The 14,927-nt window shown below is 53.9% G+C and carries 15 protein-coding genes; 3 read left to right on the top strand and 12 right to left on the bottom strand.

All coding sequences use genetic code 11. The features are described from left to right. Positions 1–40: 40 nt before the first annotated feature. From OGY04_RS12790 to OGY04_RS12760, 7 genes are read right to left on the bottom strand one after another with little or no spacing between them, the layout of a single operon-like run. Positions 41–811, bottom strand: a complete 771-nt coding sequence (locus OGY04_RS12790) for a heme ABC transporter ATP-binding protein (protein ID WP_048235959.1) — start codon at positions 809–811, stop codon at positions 41–43. Then, positions 808–1,800, bottom strand: a complete 993-nt coding sequence (locus OGY04_RS12785; protein ID WP_223121633.1) for a FecCD family ABC transporter permease — start codon at positions 1,798–1,800, stop codon at positions 808–810. Before OGY04_RS12785 ends, OGY04_RS12790 begins: the two co-directional genes overlap by 4 nt. 51 nt (positions 1,801–1,851) lie before the next feature. Then, entirely contained in the window at positions 1,852–2,475 is a 624-nt protein-coding gene (gene chuY, locus OGY04_RS12780; protein ID WP_286585361.1) for an anaerobilin reductase, read from the bottom strand. After that, entirely contained in the window at positions 2,475–2,969 is a 495-nt protein-coding gene (hutX, locus tag OGY04_RS12775) for a heme utilization cystosolic carrier protein HutX (protein WP_032942563.1), read from the bottom strand. Before hutX ends, chuY begins: the two co-directional genes overlap by 1 nt. 12 nt (positions 2,970–2,981) lie before the next feature. Then, a complete protein-coding gene (gene hutW / locus OGY04_RS12770) occupies positions 2,982–4,319 on the bottom strand; it encodes a heme anaerobic degradation radical SAM methyltransferase ChuW/HutW (protein ID WP_008783980.1) in 1,338 nt (445 codons plus the stop codon). Positions 4,320–4,337: 18 nt separating this feature from the next. Beyond that, entirely contained in the window at positions 4,338–5,162 is an 825-nt protein-coding gene (locus OGY04_RS12765; RefSeq protein ID WP_071445844.1) for a heme/hemin ABC transporter substrate-binding protein, read from the bottom strand. Between the two features lie 2 nt (positions 5,163–5,164). Beyond that, on the bottom strand, positions 5,165–7,309 hold the full coding sequence (locus tag OGY04_RS12760) for a TonB-dependent receptor plug domain-containing protein (RefSeq protein WP_286585360.1): 2,145 nt from the start codon (positions 7,307–7,309) through the stop codon (positions 5,165–5,167). Between the two features lie 290 nt (positions 7,310–7,599). Here OGY04_RS12760 and cueR point away from each other — a divergent pair, with 290 nt between their 5' ends. Further along, complete coding sequence (gene cueR / locus OGY04_RS12755; RefSeq protein WP_008783984.1) at positions 7,600–8,010, top strand: Cu(I)-responsive transcriptional regulator; 411 nt, start codon at positions 7,600–7,602, stop codon at positions 8,008–8,010. Here cueR and OGY04_RS12750 read toward each other — a convergent pair. Genes OGY04_RS12750 through OGY04_RS12735 form a run of 4 tightly spaced genes read right to left on the bottom strand, consistent with a single transcriptional unit; the run spans position 8,007 to position 12,229 of the window. Further along, positions 8,007–8,723 (bottom strand): DUF3142 domain-containing protein, encoded by a 717-nt coding sequence (locus OGY04_RS12750; RefSeq protein ID WP_079934839.1) that lies wholly within the window; start codon positions 8,721–8,723, stop codon positions 8,007–8,009. The genes cueR and OGY04_RS12750 overlap by 4 nt on opposite strands. After that, positions 8,693–10,837 (bottom strand): PA5441 family protein, encoded by a 2,145-nt coding sequence (locus tag OGY04_RS12745; protein ID WP_286585359.1) that lies wholly within the window; start codon positions 10,835–10,837, stop codon positions 8,693–8,695. Before OGY04_RS12745 ends, OGY04_RS12750 begins: the two co-directional genes overlap by 31 nt. A 19-nt stretch (positions 10,838–10,856) precedes the next feature. Further along, positions 10,857–11,315 (bottom strand): NfeD family protein, encoded by a 459-nt coding sequence (locus OGY04_RS12740; RefSeq protein WP_032942572.1) that lies wholly within the window; start codon positions 11,313–11,315, stop codon positions 10,857–10,859. Further along, entirely contained in the window at positions 11,312–12,229 is a 918-nt protein-coding gene (locus tag OGY04_RS12735; RefSeq protein WP_003831073.1) for an SPFH domain-containing protein, read from the bottom strand. Before OGY04_RS12735 ends, OGY04_RS12740 begins: the two co-directional genes overlap by 4 nt. Positions 12,230–12,487: 258 nt before the next feature. On the opposite strand from OGY04_RS12735, the gene fetA reads away from it, so the two are divergent. Together fetA and fetB are read left to right on the top strand one after the other, a co-directional pair. Continuing rightward, positions 12,488–13,165, top strand: coding sequence for an iron efflux ABC transporter ATP-binding subunit FetA (fetA, locus tag OGY04_RS12730; protein ID WP_008783988.1), 678 nt, complete (start codon positions 12,488–12,490; stop codon positions 13,163–13,165). Further along, entirely contained in the window at positions 13,152–13,931 is a 780-nt protein-coding gene (fetB, locus tag OGY04_RS12725; protein ID WP_008783989.1) for an iron efflux ABC transporter permease subunit FetB, read from the top strand. Before fetA ends, fetB begins: the two co-directional genes overlap by 14 nt. 105 nt (positions 13,932–14,036) lie before the next feature. Here the strand turns inward: fetB and OGY04_RS12720 are convergent, their stop codons facing one another. Beyond that, on the bottom strand, positions 14,037–14,891 hold the full coding sequence (locus tag OGY04_RS12720) for a co-chaperone YbbN (protein WP_048226259.1): 855 nt from the start codon (positions 14,889–14,891) through the stop codon (positions 14,037–14,039). Between the last annotated feature and the right edge of the window lie 36 nt (positions 14,892–14,927).

Genomic DNA, 14,927 nt, shown 5'->3' with positions numbered 1-14,927 from the left:
AAGAAAAACGGGAACGTCAGGTCAGCACGTTCCCGGTCTGTTATTGATTGAGAACGATAAGCGGCGTTCGATGCTGCGGTTCATTCATCACCGTGAGATCGGCGCCGTACAGTGCATTTAGTGACGATTGCTGCAGAACATCCTGCGGACGACCGTTATCAACTATCCTGCCGCGTTCCATTAATACAACGCGGTCAGCATAGCGCGCCGCAAGGTTGAGATCGTGCAGGACGCAGCAGACGCTGAACTGTCGTTCACCTACCAGACGACGCAGCAGACGAAAAAGATGCTGTTGGTGGTGAATATCCAAGGCGGAGGTGGGTTCATCGAGAAACAACCATTTTGGCCTGGGTTCGGGCTCCCAAAGTTGAACCAGCAGACGCGCCAACTGTACCCGCTGTTGTTCTCCTCCCGACAGGTGCCGGTAATCGCGCGCGGCCAGCGCCTGGCAGTCACACAACGTCATGATGTGCTCCGTTTCATCGCCCGTGTTGCGCGTACGATACGGATGCCTGCCCATGCGGATGACCTCCTGCACGCTAAACGGGAAGGCCATATGACTGTTCTGGCGCATCACGGCACGGGTTTTTGCCAGCTCGGTGATTGACCACTCGTTCAGCGGCTTGCCAAACAAGCTACAACGCCCGCTGTGGGGCTGCAGATAGCCCGTAAGCTGGCGAAGCAGCGTCGATTTTCCGGCCCCATTCGGGCCAAGAATCGCGATGATTTCTCCATCAGGTAGCGTCACGGAAACGTCATCGGTCAGTCGTCTGCCCTGAATGTGGTAGACCAGATTTTCAGCGACGATCATGACATCCTCCGGCTACGCAGTATTAACCACAGGAAATACGGTCCACCGATCAGGCTGGTTAACAGACCAACGGGCATTTCGGCAGGCTGAACAAGAGTGCGGGCCAGCGTGTCGGCAATCAGAAGTAAACAGGCGCCGGCCAGCGTAGAGCAGGGAATCAACCAGCGATGATCGGCGGCGGTAGTCATTCTGATCAGATGCGGGATCACCAGGCCAATAAAGCCAATCACGCCGCTGACGGAAACGGCAGCGCCAACCAGGAGCGAGCTGAGCAACAGTAACTGCTGGCGCTTACGTTTGACGTTTACGCCGAGGTAATGCGCCTCTTCATCACCCAACTGCAGCAAATTAAGCGTTCCCGCCATACAGACGGTGACTGCAATGGCTGGAAGAACAAACGTGCTGGCAACCAGCAGCGTTGGCCACTGGGCCTGGCCGAGATTCCCCATCATCCACAGCGTAAGTTGACGTAGCTGCTGTTCGTCGCCCACATAGCTCAGCACACCAATAGCCGAACCGCACAGAGCATTGATAGCGATACCTGCTAACAGTAGTTGCATCATTCCGCCGTGGTTATGACGCTGACTTATCAGGAAAATAATCGTGCAGACCACCATGCTGCCCGCGACGGCAAAAATCATCTGCTCATACAACACCAGCACTACGGGGAATGAAAATGGGATAACTATCGCGATGCCGACCATCAGCGCGGAGCCGCTGCTGACGCCAAGCAGGCCGGGATCGGCCATTGGATTGCGAAAAAGTCCCTGCATAATGACCCCTGCCGTAGCCAGCGCAGCACCGACCAAAACGGCCAGCAGTACGCGGGGCAGGCGGATGTTCAACCAGATATCTCGGTATTCGTCGTTGAACAGGGCGCTGAAGCTAATGTTCAACGCCCCCTGGCTGGCACCGAACAGCATCAGAGCGACCAGCAAGAGAGAAAGGCCCGTCAGAATGCTGACGGAAGAAAGCGAGTCCTTAAGCACGCAACGCTCCATAACGTCTTTGCGGCGCGAAGTTTCCGCGCCGCGAGGGGTTTACGCGGGTTTCAGTCCCGGCTCAACTAAACTGTAAATCTGGTTATTGAGTGTCGGCGCCGTGGCCAGTTCGTGAATGTGCCTAGCAACATCCGCGCGCATCACAAAGCCATGACACTCCTCGGCCTGTATGCGTTGCGCCAGACCTGTGGCTTCACCATTCAGCAAACCGCCGGGGCGGAGAATGGCGTAGTCCAGTAGACTGGTTTGTAGCCAGCTTTCAGCCAACGATTTTTCCCGTACGGCCTGGCCAAATGCGGCCCTGGCGCGTGGGGACAAAAAGAGCCAACTGTCGCCACAGCCCAGAGAGGTAACCAGAATCATGCGTTTGATCTCAGCTTTTTCTGCTTCATCAATGACGGTTCTGTGCGCCAGATAATCCTGGGCACCGCCCATGGAGGAGATCACCGTGGCATGCTGACCCGCTGCGCGACAGGCGCAGGCGGTGACCTGGCTGTCGCAGGCGTCGCCAATAAAGACCTGCACACCTTTTTCCTGCAGCCCGGCAGCAACCTGGGGATTGCGAACGACAGCAATCACCAGACGATGCTCCGCCAGTGCGAGCTCCAGCGTTTTCGCGCCGACGCCGCTTCCACCTGCACCAAAAATAAGCCATGGAGCCATCAGGCATGTTCCTTTAAAGATGAAGACAACGTGTGAAAGGCGCTGACCTGTTCGGCCAGCAGCTGTCGATGCTCATCGCGACCGAGGAAAATTTTGAACATAGCGCTACCCGCCTGGTTGAAGAAGAGAATGGACGCAGTGTCCATTCCCATAAATTTGCGTTCAATCAGGGCAATATGCGTGCAGTTTTCTGCCTTGATATGACCGGTCATGCCTTTTTTGCCGCGCAGGTTGAAGTAACCGTGGCGGTGGAATCCGGAAGGTAATTCACCGGTGAATTCCAGAATGACATCAGCAGTATGGACCAGGGTGGTGACTTTGCCCCATTCGCAGACGGTTTCCCAGACGGTATCAAATTGACTGCCGGAAACCAGCGTTGGGGAAGGGAGGTTTTTCACCACCTCCAGCAATGTAGTGTTGTACTGGGCTGCGATAGCTTCCAGCGTACCGTCCGGCTCAGTTTTCAAAAAATCCTGTAAAGAGACATGGCTCATTATTCACTCCTTTTATGGTTGCTCTACCGCAATGCGCGGCGCGTTAAGTTCCTGAATCAGTTCATCAAGAGACTGCAAAATATTGCTCGCCCAAAAACGCCCTTCATTGGTCAGGCGTACACAGGTGCTGGCATCTCGCGTCAGTCCTGCGTGATGCCATTGGGTCAGTAGCGGGGCCAGTTTTTGTGCATGAGGCGTCAGCTCATCCAGCGGAATGCGGGCCGTCTCAATACCGGCCTGGAGAGTGTGTCGCCACTGGAAACCACGCTCGGCGGTGCGCATCATCATCATTAGCGGTTTTTTTCCGGCGGCGATAGATTCATGCCATGTATTCAGGTTGCGCTCGACCATCCAGGAATAGCCATTGACTGACCCTCCTGCGCCAGAGCCGAATGCCAGACAGTCTGCACCCTGTTTAATCAGCAGGTTGTACAGATTGCGTTCCCGTGTGGTACGCGCCCAGTGGCTGTTGCTGATGCAGCGCCAGCCCGCGCTGTCCATGAAATCGCAGCCCTGAAGATAGAGATCGCGGCGTTCGGCGGGAGAGGGAACGGTTGTGCGCCCGGTTTCAACCGCTTTGCCAAGCGGTGTATTAGGGATCAGATTCAGCGCATAAAGATCTACGCCGTCGAGGCCGATGTCGCGGGCAATCGCCAGATCCTCGCCCCACAGTTTTGCGTCTTGTCCTGGCAGACCAAACAGCAGATCGCACACCACAGCGGCACGATCTCGTTTTACCAGTCCCTGCATAAAGGCCGTCGCGGTCGGGCCGTCCGAAGTACGCGCCATTTTCTTGCGGATTCGGCTGTTAAAAGACTGAATACCGATTGAAAATCTATTGGCGCCAGCGTCAAGGCAGGCATCAATTCGCGCATCGTCAAAATTGAGCACCCGTCCCTCAATGGTGATTTCGCAGTCCGGCGCCAACGGTAGCTTGTCACGCAGCGCGGTAATGATTCTGGCCAGGTCCTGTGCAGACAGCGCAGAAGGCGTACCGCCGCCAAAATAGACGGCGTGAATGGGGGCCGACTGATGTAATGCGCTATCAGCTTCCATCTCTATTTCGCGCAACAGCGCGTTGGTGTAGAGGGCGCAGTTGTCTTCTTCAAATCGGTTTTGATAAAAACCGCAGAAAGTACAATGTGTTGCACAAAAAGGAATATGCAAGTACACCAGCCGTTTACGCGGTGGGGTTGGCTGGTTGATGACCTCCTGCCAGGTCTGTGACAATAGCTCTTTGGCAACCGGGATCGCCCCACGCCAGGGCATCGTGGCGCGGCGATCCTTAAATGGCTGACTTCCCTCGAGCGCAAAATGCGCGGTGAGATCCAGCGAGTGTTCAGTTTTCATTCTTCTTAATAAATCCAGTTAGTGAGGCCAGAATTGCTGGTGCAGGGCTTCAACCGCATCGGCGACGCGTGGTCCCATTCCCAGAATCAGCGCCTGGTCTACCGCCACAATGCGCTGGTTTTTCCAGGCCGCAGTGTGGGTAATACCGGCAATCGCGCTCAGGCGAGCCAGACCGCCATCGACCATTTGTGACGTCACCACGATCACCTCCGGGTTGGCGGCGATCAGTGACTCCGCGCTGTAGCTTTTATACTGCGCATGGGTGGCGACATTTTGTGCGCCTGCGAGGGCCATAATGGCATCGGCAACGCTGCCTTTTCCGGCGATCTGAGGTGCGCTGCCGCCAGCAGAGAGAATGAACATGGCTTTGACCGGCGCGTTTTTCGCCGCCACGCTGTGCTTAATACGCTCCAGACGTTGCTGCAGGCGATTGACTAGCGCCTCACCTTGGTCAGGAATGTGCAGTGTTGTAGCCAGTTCTCGAATGTTGGCGTACATCTGTTCGACGGTGGCCGGTACGCGCGGCAACGTCACGACGTTAACCTTTTGCGCCCGCAACTGATCCAACACGATTTGGGGACCTGCATCCTGCCAGGTGATAAAACTGTCCGGATGGAGCGACAAAATGCCCTCGCTGCTTAACTGCTTCCAGTAGCCGATATGCGGGAGTGCGGCAGTTTCGGGCGGATACGAGGTGGTTTCATCAACGCCAACCACCCGGTTGCCGACGCCCATGGCGTATACCAGTTCACTAAGCGAGCCGCCCGCCACCACCAGGCGGTCGGCGGACTGGGCACTGAAAACGCAGGCGAGGCTCAGTAAGCCAATCATGAGTTTTTTCATCGTCAGAAATTCCACGCAAAGCCAACGGCGGCATTGAAACCAGCATCTGGAATAGATTCATGTGCGGTTCTGTAACGCTTATCGGTCAGGTTGTTGAGCGCGAGGTTGACCTGATACTGGTCCTGCGGACCGAACTCGGTGTTGAATGCGAGGTTAAGTGTGGCCCAGCCTGGGTAGTTGATTTCCGTGGTGCCGGTATTATCTTTAGCGCTGGACGCCGCGCGGATAAAGGCATCGGACGTCACGTTAGCGACATTCATCAACCAGGTATGTTTCAGGCCGACACGCCCGGTCAGCGTGGGTTCGCCGGTATCCCAGGTTTTTAGGGTATTGCCTTCGTACTGACGGCGAATGAGATTACCGCTCAGGTAAGGTGAAACCGCCCAGCCGTTGTATTCTGCGGTGAGTTCCATGCCCCAGGTTTTGGCCCGATCGATGTTTTCGTAGTAGTAATAGCCGCCCCGTGAAGAGGTGGTATTACCGCTGCAAACGGGTTGGCCTGAACAGGCCAGGCTGGCGATATAGTCTTTGGCTTCGGAGTAATAAATGGCGCCGTCAATCAGCCACATATTCCCTTTATACCGTGCGCCCAGCTCATAGTTATTCGAGTGTTCCGCCTTCAGGTTTGGGTTGCCGTAGGTCACGCTTCCGCCTGCGGACGTCTGCATAAACAGCTGAGTCAACGTGGGGAAAACATAGCCCTGGGCATATGCTGCCCGGAGTTCAAGATCTTTAAAACCGGAATAGCGTAGGCTGGTTGAGGTCACCAGTTCATCATCGTGTACTGAATTTCCCCCGGTGGAATGCCAGGTGCTGCCGCTGCTTTGCAGGGTTTGCGTATCGTTGCGATTGAGCTTCGAAGACAGCCAGTACTGGCGTGCGCCTACGGTCCAGGTCCAGTCATCGGCAAAGCGCCAGTCGTTTTGCGCGAACAATGAGGTGTTGCTTTGCTCCGCTTCGTTGTATGACAGGGTGCGGGTTTGCGTATCGAAGAAGCCGGTAGCTGCGGTCTGGCGCGTACTGCCGTCTGTGTCCTGTTTGATTTTGTCATGCTGATATTGAGTGCCAATCACCAGCTCGTTGTTCGCGGGAAGGGAGAAATTGCCCTGCAGCGTTACCCCCTGGGTATACTGTTTGTCGTTGGTATTGGTTTGATTGTTTATCGTCAGCGCTTTAATCGCCGGGCTGGGGATTACCTGAGTCGTTTTGACCCGGTTTTCAAATTTGCGCTCTATTGTCTGGGTGTATGCGTCAACATGGATTTTCCTCAGGTAATCCCCGCCAGCCGCGTAGTCGTAGAAAAGACCGATTTTCTCGCGTTCCAGCTTAGGTATTTTGACGCTAAAGTCGTCGAACTGGCCCTCTGGATCGTCAAACCAGGTTTGGGTAGACAGTTTGTAACGATCGAGGGAGAGTCCGATTTTATGGCGATCGAAATTGTAGCCAAGCCACACGCCCTGGCCGTTATTACGGAAATTGGTGTCGGGCAATCTCCCGTCAGGTGTATCGCGGTCCCCCTGGTCGGAATAGCTGCCATTGATGCGGTAGTCAAAGTTTCCGATGCTGCCCCAGGCTGCTGCTGATTCTTCCCATCCTGCCGTTGCGGAGTTATAAACGGCCTTAACGCTGCCGCCGAGAGGCTTATCGCCGCCTTTTTTGGTAATAAAGTTTACGACACCGCCAATCGCCTGCGAACCGTAAAGGACAGAGTAGGGGCCTTTTACTACTTCAATCCGTTCCAGCGCGGATTCGTCAATCAGCAAACCGGCTCCGTAGTTTTGCCCGGCGCGCTGGTAGCTGACGACCTGGCCGTCGATCAAAATCAGCACCCGCGAAGAGGCTTCGCCACGGATACGAATTTGTTTCCGGCCAGCGAGGGCGTTATCGGTGACTTCGACACCGGGAATATCTTGTAAATCATCAGCAATAGAAACGCTGGTGGAGTTTTGCAGCGTCTGGCGATCGATAACCTGAATAGTTGCCGGGCTATCCCAGAGACTACTTTCAGAGCGGTTAGCCGTGACGATCACCGTATCATCGTCGGGCGTTGAAGCGTGTGTTGTAGAGGTAGCTGCAGAAGCAGCGCCGGACATGCATAATGTCAGGGCTGAAAGAATAAATGGCCTTTGGTTAATCCGTGGCAACATAAGAGAACCTTTATTAAATGTAAATGATCATCATTATCATTCGCATTTATATATAAAAATGTTTCCCTTTGTTCAATATGAAAGATGCATAACCAATATATCTTTTGATTTGAGTCAATTTTGTACGGTCAATAAATACTGAAATGTGATCTGTATCGGGTATAACAATGTGAATAGAAAGGATTTATTCATCTCTTTGTTGGCTTATAATGTGCAGAGTTCTCGGGTAAATGATTACGGCAATCTGGGCTATAATGTGGCTCAGCACCAACAAGCACCGCGGGGGAAATGTGAATATTAGCGATGTTGCGAAAAAAACCGGTTTAACCAGCAAAGCCATTCGCTTTTATGAAGAGAAAGGACTGGTGACGCCGCCGCTGCGTAGTGACAATGGCTATCGCACTTACAACCAACAGCATCTGAATGAACTGACGTTGCTGCGTCAGGCGCGGCAGGTTGGATTTAATCTGGAAGAGTGCGGCGAGCTGGTAAACCTGTTTAACGATCCGGCGCGTCACAGCGCGGATGTGAAAAAGCGCACCCTGGAAAAGGTGGCTGATATTGAGCGGCATATCAGTGAGCTGCAGGCCATGCGCTTGCATTTACTGGCGCTGGCGGACAGTTGCCCGGGTGATGACAGCGCTGAATGTCCGATTATGGATAATCTCTCCGGCTGCTGCCATCACAAAGCGAAGGCTTAACGGCGAGAAGGATTAAGCATAAACACCACCGTACCGCGGTACCACGGAGATTTCTCAAGCTGCGCTTCAGCCAGTGGATCTCGGCTACCGTTTTGCACCAGTCCCAGCTTAAATGGAATGCGCAGGCGGCTCAGCGCGGGTAGATACGCCTGATAATTCGTCACCGTGCGACGCCCCTGATAGCTTTGCACCACCAGTTCATCGACCGCCAACGCGTTCAGCGTAGCGACGTCGCCCGTTTTTGCCCAATCCAGTAGTCCGGTTACCCCTAGCGCAAACTCGGCCGGGAGCTGTTGGCGCAGTTGCTGCAGAAAGCGGGCGTAGTCGGTCAGTTGATGGGTCGCTGCGTCAAAATCAACCTGCAGGCCGACGACGTTATTCCCGGCGGTCTGCCAGCGCTGCATCAACCGTATGATACGCGCCGGGATCTCTTCCGGTACGTCGAGGGTTGTAAAGCGTACGGTCAGCCAGATTGAGGGAAAAGACAGACGACTGACCGGCAGTCCGAGGCGCTGGAACACCACGTTACCGGAACGAACCAGTACCTCGCCCTGGTGCAGATAAACCGTTTGCGCGTCTTTCAGCTCGTCACTGGCCTTCACCCCAGACCACAGCCAGAAGGCTGAATGTTCACGGGCGGCGACGATATCCGCCGCCTGTGCCTGGCCGAGAAGCAGTGCGGTTACCAGTAATATTTGAGTTTTTGCGCCCACGGGCTTCCCGGATACTGCGTTTTCAGTTGGGTGAACCAGCCCTTACGCTGCAATTTGTCCACGTCTTCTCCGCCACATTCGTTAGCGCCTGATGGCGCATAGCACATGATGGCGCGATACAGCGCGAAGCTCTTATCTTCGACTTCTGCGGTGGGTGAGGTGATTACCTGCTGGTAGTAGCTCTGTCTGTCGAACTGGCCGAACGGTTTCTTGCGCGAGATAGCTGATTCAAGCACATCGTTGCCAGCGCTGTTTTTCCACAGATCAACATGTGTTTGCGTGGTGCGGAAGAATTCGCCAAGGCAGTTCAGCGCGTGAGCATCATCCGCTTTTTTGCTCAATACCGTTACCGTTTCATTGAGGCTGCGGCACGTATAACCCGCCTGCGCCGTGTCGCCATCCCAGTCGAATATGCTCAGGTTAACGTCATCAAACGCTTCGCCAATGACCGGTGATGTAATCGCGCTGGCCAGTTTTCTGTCAGTAAGCCAGTCGCCAAAACGATTCTCTGTAAGATCCCGCACCAGCAGCGTATGCAGCGCAATGGTACGCTCTTCGTTATTCGGGCCATGAACGGCCTGCTGGCGCAGCAGTTCTGGCGTGGCCTGCGTTTTCAGCACCTGCGAGCGAAAGCGCAGGTTGGTCACCGCGCTATTCGGTGCGAAAACTGCCGCCACATCGCCGCTATATACCAGCGTGGCGGCAAGCTTAACCTGCACATATTGCTGCTGTTCGTTATCCTGGCTGAGTTTTAACAACTGCTGCCAAAAATCGCGCGCCTCGGCCCATTTCTTCTGGCCCATCAACGCTTCGCCGTACAGCACCTGTTCGCTGAAGGCGAGGGTATCGTGAGCGGAAAGTTTCTGCGCTGGCGTAACTGCCTGAATAATTGCCGCGTAGTTGCCCGTTGCCAGCCACAGATTCAGTTGCAGATCGCGCCATAGCGGCAGTTTTTGGCTTTGTTCAAACACCGGTTTGCTGGCGTCGAGCTGTGCCTGCGTCAGTGTCGGTTTGTTATTGTTATCCAGGCGCAGCGCGCGTAGTAGTTCGATATAGCTAACTCGCGGCGCGTCGGGGAAGGACTCAACGACGGACTGGTCGTAGAACGCCATGCCATAGACATTATCGTATTCGATGACATTTTCGCGCAGTTGCCGTGCGTCTGCCGACTGCTGCAAAGTCTGTTCATACAACCCGGCCAGCTGCGGCCATGACTGTAAATACCAGTTGATTCGACGCAACATGCCTCGTGAAGAGTCAGCGTAGAGTCCTTGGGGAAAACGCTGCAGATAGGCCTGCGCCAACTCTTGAGCCTGAGTGGCATCCTCGTGGTTAATTTTCGCAATATCAAAATCGCCGTACTCGCCCACGCTGTTCTGACTGCTCTTGTTCAACGCCGTGCGCATCAGCATGTATTGCGCGGTCTCTGCTAACCACGGACGGTCGCTTGTAGCAAGCTGAGTGAAATCCCGTTCGGCACTGGCATAATCACCAGCATAGAAACTGGCGGCTGCTGCCAGATAGCTTTTATAGGGCAGAGCTTGAGAATCTGCCGGGAAGGTGGCAAGAGAAGACTCAATTTGCTCGCGGGTTGCCCCAGAGAGCAGCCCCATACGCGCCAGGGCTAAAGCCTGACGCTGTTCCGCTGTTAATGTGGAATCGGCCAACAGCGCGGCAAAAAAGGCGCTAACGCTCCCGGCGTTATTCGAAACATGACGGTTCTCTAGCTCAGCGTCATTGATGTTTATTTCGTCGGCGCTAATGTTCAGCTCGGCCATCTGTCGGGAGAGAGGGCTGTCCGCGGCGGATACCTGAGCTGCCGCTGTATGCGGGGCAGCCTCATCCCATTGCGGGTGATAGGCAAAATAGAAATCTCGGGAGCGGGTGATATCTGCGGGCATCGACTGTACGGGCAGAACAAATGATTTTTCCTGGCTCAGCAGCCGCAGCAGGTTGTCGCGGCTGTCGTTTTCAGGGTTAAAGGTCGGCGTTCCCTTCAGCAGGCAGCTGTCGTCGCTCCATTTGCAGTCTTCCATATCGAACGAAGCGAATGCCTGCGGGGCGGCGGTCAGCAATGTGCAAAGGGCAAAGGCAAGGGGTGTCTTCCTGACCATAGTCTTATTTCCTGTCTTTTTAGTGTGATACCGCTTTTATAATCAGGGTGATTCCCTCAACGGCAATGACTTCAACCTGCGTTCCGGCGCTCAAATCGTCACGGGCGCTAACGGGCCAGGAACTGTCGCCGACGCGCATATGTCCGCGACCATTGACCAGGTTAGTTTCCAGAGTAAATCGACGGCCAACTAACTGTTGTCCACGTTGGTTAAGATGGCTGTCGGCCGGCTGCTGCTCCTGAACGCGTCTTGCCAGCCACTTCCACCACAGCCAGGCCGCCAGCAGGGTGAGGGCGGCGAACATCGCCCCCTGCCACGCCCAGTCTAGCGGAACGAGCCAGACGACCAGACCGGTAATCACCGCTGCCACGCCGCTCCACAGCAGATAACCGTTGCCGCCCAGCATCTCGGCGGCCAGTAACAGACCACCGAGGCTGAGCCAGAAAATATGCGGGTGCACCAGAATCATCGCTATCATGATTTTTTCCGCTCGCTGGCGCTGTCCTTAACCAGTTCGGCGATCCCGGCAATGGAGCCCATCAGGCTGCTGGCATCCAGCGGCATCATCACCACTTTGCTGTTATTCGACGAGCCGATATGCTGCAGCGCTTCAGTGTATTTCTGTGCCACGAAGTAGTTCACGGCCTGAATATCCCCGGCGGCAATGGCTTCAGACACCATCTGTGTTGCGCGGGCTTCTGCTTCTGCGGAACGTTCACGCGCTTCAGCCTGTAAAAATGCGGACTGACGTTCACCTTCCGCGATGAGGATTTTCGACTGCTTCTCACCTTCGGCCTTGACGATTTCCGCCTGGCGGATCCCTTCGGCTTCCAGAATGTAGGCACGCTTGGTACGTTCGGCTTTCATCTGCGCGTTCATGGCGTCAATCAGTTCCGCCGGTGGACGCACGTCACGAATCTCAATACGGGTGATTTTGATGCCCCAGGGATTGGTGGCCTCATCAACAATATGCAGCAGGCGCGTGTTGATGTTGTCACGCTGGGAGAGCATTTCATCGAGCTCCATCGAGCCGAGAACAGTACGAATGTTGGTCATGGTCAGGTTGATGATCGCCAGTTCCAGGTTGCTGACTTCATACGCGGCTTTCGGCGCGTCGATCACCTGAATAAAGCACACAGCATCAATCGAGACGTTGGCGTTATCTTTGGAGATGACTTCCTGAGAGGGGATATCAAGCACCTGTTCCATCATATTGATCTTACGACCAATGCGGTCCATGAACGGTACAACAAGGCTTAAACCCGGTTGCAGGGTTTTGGTGTAACGGCCAAAACGCTCTACCGTCCACTGATATCCCTGCGGGACGATTTTGACGCCTGCGCCGACGATCACCAGCGCGACAAAAATAAGAATAGGAATAAAAATGAGCATTGATGAAACCTCCTGTTGTGCTGTCCTTTACTGCCTCATTAGTCAAATTATACCCGATTTATCAAGGTGAGCTCCCCTATAATAAATTACAGGGATATACCCGTCATACTTCAAGTTGCATGTGCGTTAGCTGCGTTTGCTCACCCCAGTCACATAGTTAGCTATGCTCCCGGGGGTTCACTCACTTGCCGCCTTCATGCAACTCGAATTATTTTGGGTATACACTGTCTGCACGAAAGATGTAAAAAGGGATTGGTAATGGAAGAAAGCAGCATTCTGCTTCAGTTAAAAAATGTCGCATGGCAGGCAGGGGCGACGCAGGTTCTTAATAACATCTGTTTTGATCTCCGCGCCGGAGAATTTAAGCTGATTACCGGCCAGTCCGGCTGCGGTAAAAGTACGTTACTCAAGATAGTCGCGTCGTTAATTAGCCCGAGTTCTGGTGAAATCCTTTTTGAGGGTAAGGAGATATCAACGCTTAAGCCTGAAGCTTATCGCCAGCAGGTCTCTTATTGCGCGCAAACGCCCGCTTTGTTTGGTGACACCGTTTACGACAATCTCATTTTCCCCTGGCAAATTCGCGACAAACGTCCGGATCCGGATGTGTTTCTGGCCGATCTGGCCCGCTTTGAGTTACCCGAGACGATCCTCAAAAAAAATATCAATGAGCTATCCGGCGGCGAAAAGCAGCGCGTCTCGTTAATTCGTAATTTGCAGTTTCTGCCGAAAATTCTGCTGCTTGATGAAATCACCAGCGCGCTGGATGAATCCAACAAGCGTAATGTGAACGAATTAATTCACCACTATGTTCGCGATAAGAATATTGCTGTGCTGTGGGTGACGCATGACAAAGATGAAATTGATCATGCGGATAACGTCATAACCCTTCAACCGCACGCCGGTGAAATGCAGGAAGTAAGTAATGAACGAGCATAATATTACCAATGAATCCCTGGCGTTAGCGATGATGCTGGTGGTGGTCGCGATACTGATCAGCAACAAAGAAAAGCTGGCGCTGGAAAAAGATATTCTCTGGAGCGTTTGCCGGGCAGTGGTTCAGCTTATTATCGTGGGCTACGTGCTGAAATATATTTTCGGCGTCAACCATAGCATTCTGACCTTATTGATGGTGCTGTTTATCTGCTTTAATGCGGCCTATAACGCGCAAAAACGCAGTAAATATATTGATAAAGCTTTTCTCTCGTCGTTTATTGCTATTACGGTGGGAGCGGGGCTAACGCTTTCGGTGCTGGTTCTTTCAGGCTCTATCGAGTTCACGCCGATGCAGGTCATCCCGATCTCCGGCATGATTGCAGGCAATGCGATGGTGGCGGTGGGGCTGTGTTACAACAATTTGGGGCAGCGGTTTAACAGCGAGCAGCAGCAAATTCAGGAAAAACTCAGCCTCGGCGCGACGCCGAAGGTGGCTTCTGCACCGCTTATTCGCGACAGCATTCGCGCCTCGCTGATCCCGACGATTGATTCAGCGAAGACCGTGGGGCTGGTGAGTTTACCGGGAATGATGTCAGGATTGATCTTTGCAGGTATTGACCCGGTAAAAGCGATTAAGTATCAGATTATGGTGACGTTTATGCTGCTATCAACCGCCAGCCTGTCGACCATTATTGCCTGCTATTTAACCTATCGGAAGTTCTATAATTCGCGCCACCAACTGGTGGTGACGCCATTAAAGAAACCGTGATGTGATGCCGTATGACGGCTACCGCCATATCCGGCCGACGGGAATGAGGTGTTGGTTGTGTTTGTAAGCCCGATAAGCGTAGCGCCATCGGGCATGATGAACCAATTAGTACAACAGCGCGTACAGCTGGCGGCGATACTTCGAGGCCAGCGCATCACCGGTACCCAGTGCGGCAAGGATCTCCTGGAAAGTCTTACGTGCCTGACCATCGGCAGCCGTAAGATCTTTCTTCAGGTGGCTGAACAGTAATTCCAGCGATTCCTCGTTACGTCCGACCTGGTGCAATTGAATAGCCAACTGCGTTGCCAGCGCCGCATCCTGTGGATTGCTGGCGACCTGCTGCTGCAACTGTTGGATTTCCGGTGTATCAGCGGCCTGCTTCAGTAATTCGATCTGTGCGATAAGCCCTTGATAGCGGGTGTCCTGATCCTGCAACGGAATGGTTTTCAGTACCGCTTCGGCTTCATCAGAACGGTTCAGGGCGATTTGCGTTTCCGCCAGCAGCAGACCGATTTCGCTGCTCTGGTTGGAGATCTGCCAGGCTTCTTTCAGCAGCGGCAGCGCATCCGCGTGATTACCAGCTTCGATGAATTCGATAGCCTGGCGTGCTTTCAGCTCTTCTTCGCTCGGCAGCACTTTCTCCAGCAGCGCGCGAATAACCTCTTCCGGTTGCGGGCCCTGGAATCCATCTACCGGCTGGCCGTTCTGGAACAGATAAACCGTAGGGATCGCGCGCAGACCAAACTGGGAGGCGATCATCTGCTCGGCGTCGCAGTCCAGCTTAGCGAGAATAAACTGACCGTTATACTGGGCGGCAAGGCTCTCCAGTACCGGCGTTAATTGCAGACAATGCTGGCTGCGCTCAGACCAAAAATAGAACAGGACCGGGGTGGTCATCGACTGTTCGAGGGTCTGCTGTAGGTTCGATTCGTTAATGTTAACAATATTCTGTGTGGACATGGAGTTACTCTCTTTTGTCGATTTCTTGTTACATGG

Origin of the sequence: Citrobacter sp. Cpo091, assembly GCF_030332645.1 — a bacterium.
Taxonomy (GTDB): domain Bacteria; phylum Pseudomonadota; class Gammaproteobacteria; order Enterobacterales; family Enterobacteriaceae; genus Citrobacter; species Citrobacter portucalensis.
This window is presented reverse-complemented; position numbering and strand designations above follow the sequence as displayed.

Bases quoted from the DNA above. Each gene is read 5' to 3' on its own strand.
- OGY04_RS12790 (WP_048235959.1), bottom strand. From the start codon at position 811: ATGATCGTCGCTGAAAATCTGGTCTACCACATTCAGGGCAGACGACTG.
- chuY (WP_286585361.1), bottom strand. From the start codon at position 2,475: ATGGCTCCATGGCTTATTTTTGGTGCAGGTGGAAGCGGCGTCGGCGCG.
- hutX (WP_032942563.1), bottom strand. From the start codon at position 2,969: ATGAGCCATGTCTCTTTACAGGATTTTTTGAAAACTGAGCCGGACGGT.
- hutW (WP_008783980.1), bottom strand. From the start codon at position 4,319: ATGAAAACTGAACACTCGCTGGATCTCACCGCGCATTTTGCGCTCGAG.
- OGY04_RS12765 (WP_071445844.1), bottom strand. From the start codon at position 5,162: ATGAAAAAACTCATGATTGGCTTACTGAGCCTCGCCTGCGTTTTCAGT.
- OGY04_RS12760 (WP_286585360.1), bottom strand. From the start codon at position 7,309: ATGTTGCCACGGATTAACCAAAGGCCATTTATTCTTTCAGCCCTGACA.
- OGY04_RS12745 (WP_286585359.1), bottom strand. From the start codon at position 10,837: ATGGTCAGGAAGACACCCCTTGCCTTTGCCCTTTGCACATTGCTGACC.
- OGY04_RS12740 (WP_032942572.1), bottom strand. From the start codon at position 11,315: ATGATAGCGATGATTCTGGTGCACCCGCATATTTTCTGGCTCAGCCTC.
- OGY04_RS12735 (WP_003831073.1), bottom strand. From the start codon at position 12,229: ATGCTCATTTTTATTCCTATTCTTATTTTTGTCGCGCTGGTGATCGTC.
- fetA (WP_008783988.1), top strand. From the start codon at position 12,488: ATGGAAGAAAGCAGCATTCTGCTTCAGTTAAAAAATGTCGCATGGCAG.
- fetB (WP_008783989.1), top strand. From the start codon at position 13,152: ATGAACGAGCATAATATTACCAATGAATCCCTGGCGTTAGCGATGATG.
- OGY04_RS12720 (WP_048226259.1), bottom strand. From the start codon at position 14,891: ATGTCCACACAGAATATTGTTAACATTAACGAATCGAACCTACAGCAG.